This window comes from Variovorax sp. J22P240 (assembly GCF_030316855.1).
GTDB lineage: Bacteria > Pseudomonadota > Gammaproteobacteria > Burkholderiales > Burkholderiaceae_C > Variovorax.
The window spans coordinates 559322-573360 of the sequence record NZ_JASZYR010000001.1; the positions used below are offsets into that span (position 1 = coordinate 559322).

Consider the following 14039-nt stretch of genomic DNA (forward strand, 5'->3'; position numbering starts at 1 on the left):
CTCACTGCGAGAGCGAAACCAATGAGCCTTCACGACGTCATCTCCACTTTCTGCTTCGGCTATCCATTCGTGATGGCGTTGTACTGGATGAGCGGCGGCTTGCTCTACGTCTGGCTGCGCGGCCGCCATGAACCGCGGCCGGAGGACCCGCCGCCGCTTGCGGACTACCCGGGGGTGTCGGTGCTGGTGCCCTGCCATAACGAGGAGCGGCAGCTGGCCGAGACTTTCGGGGCACTGTCGCGAATCGACTACCCGAACTTCGAGGTCATCGCGATCAACGACGGTTCCACCGACCGGACCGGAGCATGGCTTGAAGCCCTGATCCCGCAGATGCCGACGCTGCGCGTCGTACACCTGGACAGCAACCAGGGCAAGTCCACTGCGCTGAACGCCGGCGCACTGGCCGCTCGGCACGAGTTGCTGGTATGCATCGACGGCGATGCGCTGCTCGAGCCGCACGCGCTGACGTGGATGGTGCGTCGCTTCCAGACCGACGCAAGCATCGGCGGGCTCACCGGCAATCCGCGCGTACGCAACCATGCAACGCTCCTGGGACGCCTGCAGGTCGGCGAGTTTTCGTCCATCGTGGGGCTCATCAAGCGAGCGCAGACCGTGTACGGATCGCTCTTCACTGTCTCCGGGGTCATCTGTGCCTTCCGCAAGCGCGCGTTGCAGGACGCCGGCTGGTGGTCGCGCGAGGCGCTGACGGACGATGTCGATGTGAGCTGGCGCATCCAGCTCGCCGGCTGGCGCCTGGCCTTCGAGCCCAAGGCGATGTGCTGGATCCTGATGCCGGAGACTCTGCGCGGACTGTGGCGCCAGCGTGTGCGATGGAGCGAGGGAGGGACGACGGTCATGATCAAGGTCCTGCCATCGCTGTTGCGCCGGCCGCGCCTGTTGCCGGTATGGGTCAACTTCGTGGTGGCGATCGCCTGGGCCTACGCGGTCGGGATCGGCTTTCTGTTCTGGGTCGCCGTTCCGCTGTTCGCACATTGGGGGCTGAGCTTCCCGGAATTCTGGCCGGCCTTCGGCCCCTACCCGCGCGACTGGGGCCAGATTCTCGCGCTGACTTTCCTCGCGCAGGCCCTGACCAGCGTGGCGATCGACGAACGCTTCGAGCGCGGGATCCACCGGTCGTTGTTTTGGCTCGTCTGGTACCCCCTGGTGTTCTGGGTTGTCCAGGCCCTGGCGTCGATCGTCGGGGCCCCGCGGGCCATCTGGCATCTGGGCCGGATGCGCGGCACCTGGGTCAGCCCGGACCGGGGCCTGCGCTGACCTTCAGGAGGATGCAATGCATCGAGAGACGCCTGTCGACACCACTCAGCGAGACGGCGAGCCCCCGGTCGGGCCGGCGCCGCCGCAGCAATGGCCGCCCCGAATCCCGCGGACTCACGCGCCGTGGTGGATGCGCATTCGAGACCTGGTGCTGACCATCGCGGTCTGGCTGGCCTACCTGTGGATCCTTCGCAAGCCGATCGTGATCGTCATTGGCTGGTTCAGCCCTGGACTGGAGGCGTTCCTCAGGAAAAAGATCGATATCGCGTTCACGGTGGACCTGCGGCCCTATGTCTGGATTGCCGCGGTCCTCGTGGCCTGGCTCGTCTTGTCAGGAGTACTCCGTCGACGAGACCTGTCACGGCAGGTGGACGCCGAGCACAACGTGCCACCGTTGCCTCCCGAGCAGCACTTCGCGATCGCGGGTGTGCTCGTGTCGAAACTTCCGGTGTGGCGCGAGTCGCGCTGCCTGCGTGTGCACTTCGATGAAGGTCGAATCACGAGCGTGACGGTGACGCCGTCTTCGTGACTCACCCGGGCACCATCACCCCATGATGTTCACGCCGCCATCGACGAACAGCGTCTGCCCGGTCAGCCGCCGCGCATACGGCGTCGCGAGGTAGGCGCAGGCAAAGCCGACATCGTCGATGTCGACCAGTTCGCCCACCGGCGCGCGGTTCGCGGCCTCGGTGAGCAGCAGGTCGAAATCCTTCAGGCCCGAGGCGGCGCGCGTCTTGAGCGGGCCGGGCGAGACCGGATGCACGCGGATGCCCTTGGGGCCGAGTTCGTAGGCGAGGTAGCGGCATGTCGCCTCCAGCGCCGCCTTCACCGGACCCATCACGTTGTAGTTGGGCACCACCTTCTGCGCGCCGAGGTAGCTCATCGCGATCATGGTGCCGCCCTCGGTCATCAGCGGCGTCGCGAGCCGCGCCATCCGTACGAAGGAGTGGCATGACACGTCCATCGCACGCCCGAAGCCCTCCGCCGAGCAGTCGAGAAGACCGCCCTGCAGGTCGGCCTTCGGCGCGAACGCGATGGAGTGCACGAGGATGTCCAGCCGCCCCCACTGGTCTTCGATGGTCTTGAACACGGCTTCGAGTTGCCCCGGTTGCTCGACGTCGAGCGGCAGCACGATGGGCGCGTCCAGCTTCTTCGCCAGGGGCTCGACATGCGGGCGCGCCTTCTCGTTGAGATAGGTGATCGCCAGTTCGGCACCGAGGCTGCGGAATGCGTTCGCACATCCGTAGGCAATGGAGTATTCGTTGGCGATGCCCACCACGAGCGCCTTCTTGCCGGCGAGGACGGGGTTGTGCTGAGGCGACATGGATCTCATCCTCGTGCGAGCAAGTCCCGCGTGTGTCGGGCGATCATCAGTTCTTCATTGGTTGGGATCACCCATGCGGCGACGCGGCTGCCCGGCTTGCTGATGCAAGGCCCCCGGCTCGCGTTGGCATCGGGGTCGAGTTCGATGCCGAGCCATGCGGCCTGCCGGCAGATCCGCTCGCGCACCACGGTGGCGTGTTCGCCGATGCCCGCGGTGAAGACGATGGCATCGAGTCCACCCAGCGCGGCCGCGAGCGATCCGAGTTCGCGGCCGATGCGGTAGATGAAAAGGTCGACCGCCACCTTCGCCTGCGGCCGGTCGGATTCGAGCAACTCGCGCATGTCGCTCGACACGCCGGAGACGCCGAGGAGGCCGGACTGGCTGTAGATCAGCTTCTCGATGGCGCGCGCATCCATCCCGCGCTCGTCCATGAGGTAGAGAATCACGCCCGGGTCCAGCGCGCCGCAGCGCGTGCCCATCGGCAGGCCATCGACGGCGGTGAAGCCCATGGTGCTGGCGACGCTGTGGCCGGCCAGCAGGGCACACATGCTCGCGCCGTTGCCGAGGTGCAGCACGACCGTCTTCCCGCTCGCGGCGCGCGCATCGAACTTCGGCAGCACCGATGCGATGTATTCGTACGAGAGCCCGTGAAAGCCATAGCGCCGCACACCTGCGTCGGAGAACTCCTTCGGCAGCGCGAACATCTGCGCCACCGGTGGGTTGGAGCGATGCGCGGCGGTGTCGAAGCAGGCGACCTGCGGCAGATCGGGGGCGCGCTGGAGCAGGGCGCGGATCGGCTCCAGGTTGTGCGGCTGGTGCAGCGGAGCGAGCGGAACCAGCTTCTCGAGCCTCGCCACCACTTCGCTGTCGACCCGCACCGGCGCCGCATAGTCCATGCCGCCGTGCACCACCCGGTGGCCGACTGCGGCCAGCCTGTGCTCATGGCCGTGCGTGGATCGCAGCCACTCGACGATGTGCACGATGGCGCCATGGTGGTCCAGCTTCGCGTCGGCATCCCAACGCTTCTCGGCGACCTGCTTGCCGGCCGCGTCCTTCCCCACGAAGCGCGGCGCGGCGGTGTACAGGCCCGAGACCTGCCCGCCCGCGACAAAGGGCAGATCGCCCATGCCCGCGAACAGCGAGAACTTGAGGCTCGACGAGCCTGCGTTGAGAACGACGATTGCATCGCTCATTCGGTAACCTCCTTGCTTCGCACTGCGGTGCGAGCGCCTTCGGGCGGCCGGGCGGCGCTCATGCAATCACTTTCGCCGAGTTCTCGCGCCGCGCATGCACGACCATCACCGCGACGGCGCACGAGGCGAGGCGGGCGGTCACTGAATCGGCGCGGCTGGTGAGAATGATCGGCACTTTCGCGCCCAGCACGATGCCGGCCGAGTCGGCATGCGCGAGAAAGCTCAGGCTCTTGGCGAGCATGTTGCCGGATTCGAGGTTGGGCACGATCAGCACGTTCGCCCGCCCGGCGACCGGCGAGACGATCTTCTTGATGCCTGCGGCCTCCAGGTCGATCGCGTTGTCGAGCGCCAGCGGCCCATCGAGGATGCCGCCCGTGATTTGCCCGCGGTCGGCCATCTTGCACAGCGCCGCGGCCTCGACCGTCGAGGGCACCTTGGGATTGACGGTCTCCATGGCCGACAGGATGGCCACGCGGACCTCGGTCTGGCGCAGCGCACGCGCCAGGTCGATCGCGTTCTGCACGATGTCGACCTTCTCTTCGAGCGTGGGCGCGATGTTCACGGCCGCGTCGGAAATGATCAGCGCGTCCTCGTGCGAGGGCACGTCCATGACGAAGCAGTGGCTGATGCGGCGCGCGGTGCGCAGGCCGGTGTCCTTGCGCACCACGGCGGCCATGAGCTCATCGGTGTGCAGGCTGCCTTTCATGAGGGCCTCGGCCTTGCCGGCCTGCACCAACTCGACCGCCTTCGTGGCGGCGGCATGGCTGTGCGGCGCGTCCACCAACTCGCAGCCTGAAAGATCGAGCTTGTTCTCCTTTGCCACGGCTTCGATCTTCGCCCGCGGCCCGACGAGGATCGGCCGGATCAGGCCCAGCCGTGCGGCATCGAGCGCGCCGGAGAGCGAACTCGCGTCGCACGGATGAGCCACCGCCGTGGCCACGGCTTCGAGCGATCTCGCGAATTCGATGAGGCGGTCGTACTTGTCGTGACTCATGGATAACCTCCGTGTTTCGGGCTTCTCACTGCGGTGCGGGCGCTCATGCGGCCCTGCGCGGCCGCACCGGCGCATCGAGGGACAGGATGCTCGCCACGCGGCGAAAACGCTCTTCCTGGTGCGCCGTGGGCTTGCCGCGCGCACTCGCCACTTTCCGCGCCGCCTCGAAGCCTTTGCGGCGCTGATGCATCTCGGGCACGAGCCCGGGCAGGGCGGCGATGGCGCGCTCCTCGTCGAGCGCGACCACGAAGGCCTGCCGTTTCATCGCGGCCTTGACCGCTGCGAGCGATGGACGGTGCTCGGGCTCCATCTCGTCGATCATTCGCCGCATCAGGTTGTAGGGACGCTCGTCGACCACGTTTTCCTCCCGGCGCACGTACAGCAACAGTCGTGCCCACGCATCCACCACGGTGCCGGTCTCGAACTGGGATTCGATCTCCTGCCGCTTGAGTCGCTTGAGTTCGTCCTGTTCCCAGGTGGCCGATTTCGGCCCGCGCCGGCCCAGCGCATCGCCGCCGAGGCCGACTGCCGCGGCCAGCCACGGCGCCTCGTAGATCGCTTTGAACATGCGCTCGGACATCTCGTCGCGCACGTCCCGCACGCGGTCGAGCGATTGCTCGATGCGGCCGGAGACTTCGCGCTCGGCCTTCGTGAAAGGGTTGTCGGGCGCGGCAGCTCGGCGGTTGGCACGCACGTTCTCGGCCATCGCCTGCACCCAGAACATCCATGGATTGAGGTTCGACAAACCCCAGCGCTCCATGCGCGAAGGGTTGGCGGCGCGAGCCGCCTCGGCGCTCGCTTCGCTCGTCATGGCCTTGACCAGCGGCGAGGCGAAGGTGTCGTAGAGCCCTTGGTTGATCTGGGCCACCCGGTCGACCACCTCGAAGGCTTGTTCGTCCTTGCGCCCGTCATCGAAGGCGAGGATGTCATCGATGGTGCGCGGCACGAACTGGATCAGGTAGCGGCCTTCGAGGTAAGCGAGCCCGGGCATGTCGGGCTGCGTGTCCTGGATCACCGCCTCGTAGAGGCCGGGCGGCAGCGTCTCGATGAGGTCGAGCGCGCTGGCCAGCTCGGAGGTCTCGCGCTTGGCCACGCCGGCTGAGACGAAGATGCCCAGGTGGCCGATCTTTTCGTGCAGGCAGTAGACGATGGTCTGCTCGTTCAGGCGGATGTCGTCCACGCTCGCATAGGCATCGGGAATCCAGTTGAGCGCCTGCTGCGGCGGCGTGATGTTGTCGCCCCAAGACGCGAACACGACGATCGGCGTGCGGATGTTGCGGATGTCCACGCGATGCTTGCCGTCGAAGGACTCGACCTCACCGGCCGAGAGCTTGTTGCCGACGAAGAGGTTCTTCGTGATCCACTCCATCTCCTCCTTGTTCATGAGGAAGAGACCGCCCCACCACTTCTCGAATTCGAGAAAGCGCTCCCGCTCGGTGTCCACCTGCGCATACAGGTTGTAGAGCTTCGACCAGTAGGTGTTCGAGGGATTCAGGCTCTCGAAGTTGTTGACCAGATAGGCGCCGTCGAACTTGCCGTGGCCCAGGTCGCCGGCGAGCGAGGCCAGCCAGGTGCCGCCCATCAGACCGCCCGAATAGCGCATCGGGTTCTTGCCCTCGACGCCGGCCCAGTACGACACGGGCGAGCCGGCCAGCAGGATCGGGCCGACCTGCTGGGGTGCCAACGCCGCGAGCATGATCAGCGCCCAGCCGCCCTGGCAATTGCCGATCACGAAGGGCTTGCCGTCTGATTCGGCATGCAACTCGTTGACCTTCTTCATGAAGGTGATTTCGGCGGCGCAGACCGATTCGATGGTCTGGCCCGGCATCGGGTACGGAAAGAACATCACGAAGTAGCAGGGGTGGCCGTGCTGCAGCGCGATGCCGATCTCGCTGTCCATCTTGAAGCCGCCGATGCCCGGCCCGTGGCCCGCGCGCGGATCGATCACCACGAAGGGCCGCTTCTTCGGGTCGGTCTTGGCGTGGCTCGCATCGGGTTTGATGCGCACCAGCGCGTAGTTGGCGGGCTTCGGAAACTCGCGCGCGTCGAGCACCATGTCGTAGTCGAAGACGAGGACCGGCGGCTTGCCGGATTTCGTGTGTTCGAGATATTGGTTGCCGCGCTCGCGCAGCACGTCCATGGTGAGGATGCTGCGCTGCCAGGCGTCGATGCCGTACTCGGCGGCGGCCTGCGCGGCCTTCATCGGCCACAGCGCGGACAGTGCGGAACGGGAGAGGTCGGGGGGAGGGGATTTGCTGGCCATCAATGCGCTCCTTGGATCGAAGGGCCATCGTCCTCGCCCTTTGTTTCAGAACCGTGGCGGCAATCCATGTGCACGTGGGTCACGCTGCCCTCGCGCTTCAGTTGCAACGGCAGGCCGCTGGCCTTGAATACTGCCAGCATCGGCGTATTGTCTGCGAGCACTTCGGCCTTCAATGTATCGAGGTGCGACGCCTTGGCGATCAAGGCCAGATGGCGCATCAGCAGCTTGCCGATGCCCAGCCCCTGGTGCGGATCGTCGACCGCGAAGGCCATCTCGGCGCATCCCGGCTCCGACACGATGTAGCGACCGCCGCCCGCGATCACCGGCTGGCCGTTTTCCTCCAGTTCGGCGGCCAAGGCAACGTGGCTGACGAAATCCACCTCCATGAAGTAGGCAATCTCGCGCTCGCTGAAGCTGTGCTTGGGCGAAAAGAAGCGGCGATAGATGGAGGCCTCGCCGATGCGGCCGACCGCCGCGAGCATGGATTCGCGGTCCGAAGGCTTCAGTGCGCGGATGCGCACGGGGCGGCCGTCGCGAAGGGTTTCGAGCGCAAGGTACTCTGCTGCGTTCATGGGTCGGTCCGGGGGGTGCGCGTCAGCTTGCGCCTTCGCCGCCGGGTGTGGGAATCCAACCAAAGTAGGATTTTCGCCCCGTCGGCCAGGGAATAGCGTTGGGGCACTGGAGGACGACACATGCAGCAAGTCCACATCGTCATAGGCAACCTCCCCGACGACGTCACCGAGGAAGGCATCCGCGAAGCGCTCAGCGCCTTCGCGCAGCCGGACAAGATCCGCCTGGCCAACGAGTCCGGCACCCCGACCGCGCTCATCGACGTCGATCTTCCGCGCGCACAGGCCGAGTCGCTGGCGCAGCGCATCAACGGCCGCTCCTACCAGGGCCGGGTGTTGCGGGCATGGGTGCCCAAGATGGACTGGTAGCGAGCCTCCATGGACCTGTCCGCGCTGTTCGACCGCGTCGCCTCGGGCCTGTTCGGGCGCGATGGCGCGAACGCCGGGGACGCGGCGGAGAAGCAGCTCGTCGCCGACATGACCGAGCTCGTGGTCGAGACGGTGGACCCGCGCATGCGCCTCCAGGCGCGGTATGCGGACAAGCTCGAAGGCTGCGTGCGCAAGACCATCGCGCATTTGCGCGCCATCGGCCGACAGCCGATGGACCCCTTGCTGCTCTCCCGCGCCGCCTGGAACGAGGACCCCCGGCTGAACGCCTTCTTCGCCTCGGCCGACGACGTGCCCGACTTTCTCGGTCGGAGCAAGGAGCTTCGCGACCACTTCGGCGTGCCGTCGCACCACGCGCTCGGCGAAGCCTATGCGCTGCTCGCGATGAAGAAGGAGGAGCGCACCGTGCTGGGGCACCAGCAGGACGGCGACCGGGTGCTGCACGACGTGCCTCAGGTCACGGTGAGCTTCTCGGGGCACCGGTTGTTCGCGCCCTCGGCCACGTTCGAAGCGACGCGGCTGGAGGTCGGGCGCCGCATCATCCGCCGTCTCGCGCAACTCGCACTCAAGCGCATCGTCGACCTGGACATGAAGGCGGCGGAGCTCGGCGAGCGAAAGGCCTGGCTCGCGGCGCGGCTGCGGCTGGTGAAGCTGGCCGTCGACGGCGCGGCCGGCCTGCTGGAGGACACGGCGGAGACGCGATCGCAGATCGCCGCGCTGGAGCGCGAGCTCAGGGAGACCGTGCATGACTTCATCGAGACGAAGGCCAGCGTCGCGACGCTCGACAGCTTCAGGAAGCACATCGAGGCCGTGTTTGGCCACCCTGAGCAGTATGTGAGCCTGCATCAGACGCCGATGCGCCTGAGCCGGATGGGCGTGCGGGTGGATGGCGACCACCCGGGGCCCGTCAACGACTTCGTGCTGTCGGAGCTTGCGATCGGCGAGGGCGTCAATGCCGTGATTGCCATCGTGCGCTGCCCGCTCGCCGAAATGCCGCCCGAAGCGGACCTGCTCGCGAACGCCGAGCGCTACATCTAGGTGCGGGACCGGGAGGTGACGCCAAATGCCGAAGCCAGCCGCCCTGCGAATCGTCTACGTGGTGGACGGCGACGCGTCGGTGCGCGAGGGGCTGTCGCGCTTGATGGACTCGGCGGGCCTGGAAGCGCGGCCCTGCGCCTCGGTGCCGGAGTTCCTGGGCCAGGCGCGCGGCATGGGCGTGGCGTGCGTGCTGCTCGACGTGTGGGGCGCGCGCGAGTGCGAAGCGACGGTCCGTACCGCGTTGCATGCGGTCGCGAAGGTGCTGCCCGTCATCGCGCTGTCATCGAGCGACGACCCGATCGCGCGCCGGCTGGCAAAGGAGATGGGCGCGCAGTCCTTCTTCCGCAAGCCGGTGGATGGAGCGGCGTTGCTCGATTCGATCGAATGGGTCATGCAGGGCGATGGCCACAGTGCGCCAATGTGAGGTCGCCATGCCCTCGAATCGCCGCTTGACAGGGGCAAATCCGCCAGACGAAGATGGGCGCGCAGGCTGGCGTGCGCGTTCTGCAGGATGCGGAAGAGCGAGGCTGGCCGGGATGCTCGTCCTTTCGCGGATCTCCTCTCCGCATGGCCATCGCGGCCCGGGATGCGCCGACAGCCAGCAATGCACAGCAACCCGCGCACAACGCGAGGAGGAATCGATGCGCCGAGCAGGGGCAAAGTCGTCTGCGTCTGCCGAGACCGCGGAAGTCGTTCTGCTGGAGCGGCTCGCCTTCGAGCGCCTGCTGGCCGACCTCACCGAGCGCATTGCCGACATCGCGAGCAACGACTTCCTCGCCCGGACCGAGGGCGCGCTGCGCCGCCTGGTTGCGTTCCTGGGCTGTGACCGCTGCACCTTCTCTGAATTCGTCGGCGGCGACTACCTGAACGTGCTGTGTTCCGTGGGCCCGGACGACTTCGAGGCGCTGCCGCGCGGCCGATTCCGGTTTCCGCTGCCGTGGTTCCTCGACGAGCTGCGCGGCGGACGCATCGTGGCGATGTCGAACCTCCCGGACGATCTTCCGCCCGACGCGGTCGAGGAGGCCCTGCATTGCCGGCGCACCGGTTTGCGCTCGCATCTCTCGATTCCACTGCGCATCGGCGGCCGCGTGACCAGCGTGCTTTCCGTCGCCGCCGTGCGCCAGGCGCGCACCTGGACACCCGAGGTGGTCTCGCGGCTCAAGATCGTCGGCGAGGTGCTCGCCACTGCGCTCGCGCTCGCCCGTTCCGAGGAAGAGGCGCGGCAGCTCCGCCGCCGCGTCTGGCATGCCGACCGTGTGCAGCGCGTGAGCGCACTCACCGCGGCCATCGCGCACGAGCTCAACCAGCCGCTGGCGGCCATCCTCAGCAATGCGCAGGCCGGGCTGAAGTACCTCGAGCGCGACGGCGCGACCCCCGGCGCGATCAAGGACATCCTCGAAGCCGTGGTGCGCGACGACAAGCGTGCGGCGGAAACCATCCGCACCATGCGTGCGCTGATCCGGCAGGACGAAACCCAACGCGAGCGCGTCGACCTGGCGTCAGCGCTCGGCGAGGCGAAGAGTCTGGTGGAAAGCGAGTTCGCCGGGCACGGCGTCCGCATCGATACGCGCCTCGACAAGGGCTGCTGGGTCGTGGCGGACAAGGTGCAGATCGAACAGGTGGGCCTCAACCTGCTGTTCAACGCGGCCGCGGCCGTGCAGGACGGCCTGCCGGCGCAGCGCCTCATCCGGATGCAGGTTTCGAAGTCCGGCGAGTCGCGCGTCACGGTGTCGGTGCGCGATGCGGGCAAGGGCATTGCGCCGAAGGACCTCGAATCGATCTTCGAGCCTTTCTGGAGCACACGGCAGGAGGGGTTGGGCCTGGGCCTCGCGATCTGCCGCTCCATCGTCGAAGCGCACGGCGGCCGGATCTGGGCCGAGTCGAACGCGGAAGGCGGAGCGACCTTCAACGTCGAGCTTCCCGCGGCGGCCGGCAAGCCAGAGGCACCGGACAGCCCGCGCGAGGCGGACGTGCCGGCCGGCACCTCGGCATGCGAGGGCCTCGGCGGGGAGGCGCTCGTCTGCGTCATCGACGACGATGCGGCGGTGCGCGGCAGCCTCCTGCGCCTGCTCGATGGCGCGGGATGGGCAGGGGCTGCCTATGCCTCGGCCGACGAGTTCCTGGGCAACCCGCCGGGCGGGGATGTGGCCTGCATCCTGCTCGACATCCAGATGCCGGGGGTTTCCGGTCTGCAGCTTCAGCAGCGCCTGCTGGAGCGCGGATGCTCGCCCTCGATCATCTTCCTCACCGGACACGGGAACGTGTCGGCCGGCGTCGATGCGATGAAGCTGGGCGCCGCGGACTTCCTGGAGAAGCCGGTTGACGGCGAAGTCCTGCTCGCTGCCGTGCGCCGGGCGGTCGAGCGCCATGCCGGCGAGCGCAGGCACGCGCTCATGCAGGAAGCGCTGAAGGAGCGGGCTGCCCGCCTCTCGCCGCGCGAGCGTGAAATCCTGGCGCATGTCGTCCGGGGCCGGCTGAACAAGCAGATCGCAGGCGACTTGCTGATCGCGGAGCAGACCGTCAAGCAGCATCGCGGACGGGTCATGGACAAGATGGGCGTGCGTTCCGTCGCCGAGCTCGTGCTGGCCTGCGAGGCTGCAGGGCTCCTTTCGGATCCGCCGTCGTCATCGGGATCGTCCGAAGGAAACATCGATTCACCGAAGCGGGCTGCAACTCCGCTCTGAAGCGGATCACGACGCCTGGAGCGTCTTAACTAGGAGACAAGCATGGAGACTCAATTCGCATTCGACCTTGCGAGCAAGAAAGTCGAGGGCGCCTGGCGCGGATTCACGCCCGGCCTGTGGCAGGACCGCGTCAACGTCCGGGAATTCATCCAGCGCAACTACACGCCCTATGAGGGGGACCACAGCTTCCTCCAGGGGCCCACCGCACGCACGGAAGCGTTGTGGGAGACATTGAAGCCCCTGCTGGCACAGGAGCGGGAGAAGGGCGTGCTCGGTGTGTCGCAGGTGCCGTCGAGCATCACGGCGCATGCGCCCGGCTACATCGACAAGGCCAACGAGATCATCGTCGGGCTGCAGACCGATGCACCACTGGTGCGCGCGATCATGCCCTTCGGCGGTTGGCGCGTGGTGGAGGACAGCCTGCGCGCCTACGGCTACGAGCCCGACCCGAAGCTGGTCGAGGTCTTCACCAAATACCGCAAGACGCACAACGTCGGCGTGTTCGACGCCTACACGCCCGAGATCCGCAAGGCGCGCTCGTCGCACGTGATCACGGGCTTGCCCGATGCCTATGGGCGCGGCCGCATCGTCGGCGACTACCGCCGGGTCGCGTTGTACGGCGTCGACTTCCTTGTCGCCGACAAGGAGCGCGAGAAGCACGAGCTGGACGAGCGGCACTCGACGGAGGACACCATCCGATTGCGCGAGGAACTGTCCGAGCAGATCCGCTCGCTCAAGGAACTGAAGGAGATGGGATCGAGCTACGGCTACGACATCTCGGTGCCGGCGGCTAACGCGCGCGAGGCCGTGCAATGGACCTACTTCGGCTACCTCGCCGCGATCAAGCAGCAGAACGGCGCGGCGATGTCGGCCGGGCGGCTCTCGACTTTCTGGGACATCTACTTCGAGCGCGACCTGCGCGAAGGCACGCTGAACGAATCTCAGGCGCAGGAGATCATCGACGACCTGGTCATCAAGTGGCGGCTCGTGCGATTCCTGCGCGCGCCGGAATACAACCAGCTTTTCTCCGGCGACCCGGTGTGGGTCACGGAGGTGGAGGGCGGCATGGGCGAGGACGGCCGAACGCTGGTCACGAAGTCGGCCTTCCGCATGCTGCACACGCTGAACAACCTCGGCCCCGCGCCGGAGCCCAACCTCACGGTGTTCTGGTCGCCGCGGCTGCCCGAGGGCTTCAAGCGCTTCGCGATCAAGATCTCGATCGACACCAGCTCGATCCAGTACGAATCCGACGACCTCATGCGACCCAAGTGGGGCGACGATTGCGCCATCGCCTGCTGCGTTTCCGCGATGCGGCTGGGCAAGCAGATGCAGTTCTTCGGCGCGCGGGTCAACCTGCCGAAGACGATGCTCTATGCCCTCAACGGCGGGCGCGACGAGCTGACCGGCGAGCAGGTCGGGCCCATGCTGGCGCCGGTCACGGGCGACCTGCTCGACTATGACCAGGTGATGGAGCGCCTGAGCCCGATGCTGGACTGGCTGGCGAAGACCTATGTCAATGCGCTCAACGTCATTCACTTCATGCACGACAAGTACTGCTACGAGGCGATCGAGATGGCGCTGCACGACCGCGACGTGCTGCGCACGCTGGCCTGCGGCATCGCCGGCCTTTCGCACGCCGCGGACAGCCTCTCGGCCATTCGCTACGCGAAGGTGCGGCCGATACGCGACGAGCGCGGGCTCATCGTCGACTACGAGACCACGGGCGAATTCCCGTGCTTCGGCAACAACGACGACCGCGTCGACGACATCGCCCGCACGCTGGTGTCGATGATGATGAACAAGATCCGCATGTACCCGAGCTACCGCAACGCGCAGCACACGCAATCGGTGCTCACGATCACGTCCAATGTGGTCTACGGCAAGGGCACGGGCAACACGCCGGACGGCCGCAAGAAGGGCGAGCCCTTCGCGCCGGGCGCCAATCCGTCCAACGGGCGTGACACGCACGGCGCGCTTGCGGCGCTGATGTCCGTGGCGAAGATCCCGTACGACGACGCGGAGGACGGCATCTCGCTGACGCTGTCGGTCGTGCCCTCGGCGCTCGGCACCGAGAGCGAGCGCATCACGCGCGGCAGCGATGCGCTCGATGCCTACTTCGTGAGCGGCGGCTTCCACGTCAACATCAACGTGCTGAACCGTGAGACGCTGCAGGATGCGATGGCGCATCCGGAGAATTACCCGCAACTCACGATCCGCGTGTCCGGCTATGCGGTGAACTTCATCAAGCTGACCAAGGAGCAACAGCTCGACGTGATCAACCGCACCTTCCATGGCGCGATGTAGGCCACCCG

The 14039-nt window shown here is 66.9% G+C and carries 12 protein-coding genes; 7 read left to right on the forward strand and 5 right to left on the reverse strand.

What is annotated here, in order from left to right:
- Positions 1–21: 21 nt before the first annotated feature.
- Both pgaC and QTI24_RS02760 read left to right on the forward strand, forming a co-directional pair.
- A complete protein-coding gene (gene pgaC, locus QTI24_RS02755) occupies positions 22–1275 on the forward strand; it encodes a poly-beta-1,6-N-acetyl-D-glucosamine synthase (RefSeq protein ID WP_286598170.1) in 1254 nt (417 codons plus the stop codon).
- 16 nt (positions 1276–1291) lie between these two features.
- Positions 1292–1804: a PgaD family protein gene (locus QTI24_RS02760; RefSeq protein ID WP_286598171.1), complete on the forward strand. Its 513-nt coding sequence runs from the start codon at positions 1292–1294 to the stop codon at positions 1802–1804.
- A gap of 15 nt (positions 1805–1819) precedes the next feature.
- On the opposite strand, the gene fabI is transcribed toward QTI24_RS02760, so the two are convergent.
- The 5 genes from fabI to QTI24_RS02785 are packed head-to-tail and all read right to left on the reverse strand — an operon-like array spanning position 1820 to position 7621.
- Positions 1820–2608, reverse strand: a complete 789-nt coding sequence (gene fabI, locus QTI24_RS02765) for an enoyl-ACP reductase FabI (protein ID WP_286598172.1) — start codon at positions 2606–2608, stop codon at positions 1820–1822.
- A complete protein-coding gene (locus QTI24_RS02770; RefSeq protein WP_286598173.1) occupies positions 2605–3792 on the reverse strand; it encodes an acetate/propionate family kinase in 1188 nt (395 codons plus the stop codon). Before QTI24_RS02770 ends, fabI begins: the two co-directional genes overlap by 4 nt.
- Before the next feature lie 58 nt (positions 3793–3850).
- Complete coding sequence (locus QTI24_RS02775; RefSeq protein ID WP_286598174.1) at positions 3851–4861, reverse strand: phosphate acetyltransferase; 1011 nt, start codon at positions 4859–4861, stop codon at positions 3851–3853.
- Positions 4830–7049 carry a TerB family tellurite resistance protein gene (locus QTI24_RS02780; RefSeq protein WP_286598175.1) on the reverse strand — a complete coding sequence of 740 codons (2220 nt, stop codon included), beginning with the start codon at positions 7047–7049 and terminating at the stop codon, positions 4830–4832. Before QTI24_RS02780 ends, QTI24_RS02775 begins: the two co-directional genes overlap by 32 nt.
- Positions 7049–7621 carry a GNAT family N-acetyltransferase gene (locus QTI24_RS02785; RefSeq protein ID WP_286598176.1) on the reverse strand — a complete coding sequence of 191 codons (573 nt, stop codon included), beginning with the start codon at positions 7619–7621 and terminating at the stop codon, positions 7049–7051. Before QTI24_RS02785 ends, QTI24_RS02780 begins: the two co-directional genes overlap by 1 nt.
- A 120-nt stretch (positions 7622–7741) precedes the next feature.
- On the opposite strand from QTI24_RS02785, the gene QTI24_RS02790 reads away from it, so the two are divergent.
- The 5 genes from QTI24_RS02790 to pflB all read left to right on the forward strand — a co-directional run bounded on the left by QTI24_RS02790 (position 7742) and on the right by pflB (position 14031).
- A complete protein-coding gene (locus QTI24_RS02790) occupies positions 7742–7987 on the forward strand; it encodes an RNA-binding protein (RefSeq protein ID WP_286598177.1) in 246 nt (81 codons plus the stop codon).
- Positions 7988–7996: 9 nt separating this feature from the next.
- Positions 7997–9043, forward strand: coding sequence for a hypothetical protein (locus QTI24_RS02795; protein WP_286598178.1), 1047 nt, complete (start codon positions 7997–7999; stop codon positions 9041–9043).
- Between the two features lie 25 nt (positions 9044–9068).
- The gene (locus QTI24_RS02800; protein WP_286598179.1) at positions 9069–9467 is read left to right on the forward strand and encodes a response regulator; all 399 of its coding nucleotides are present in this window, start codon (positions 9069–9071) and stop codon (positions 9465–9467) included.
- A 217-nt stretch (positions 9468–9684) separates the two neighbouring features.
- Positions 9685–11727 (forward strand): ATP-binding protein, encoded by a 2043-nt coding sequence (locus QTI24_RS02805; protein WP_286598180.1) that lies wholly within the window; start codon positions 9685–9687, stop codon positions 11725–11727.
- A gap of 42 nt (positions 11728–11769) precedes the next feature.
- The gene (gene pflB / locus QTI24_RS02810) at positions 11770–14031 is read left to right on the forward strand and encodes a formate C-acetyltransferase (RefSeq protein WP_286598182.1); all 2262 of its coding nucleotides are present in this window, start codon (positions 11770–11772) and stop codon (positions 14029–14031) included.
- Positions 14032–14039 lie beyond the last annotated feature (8 nt).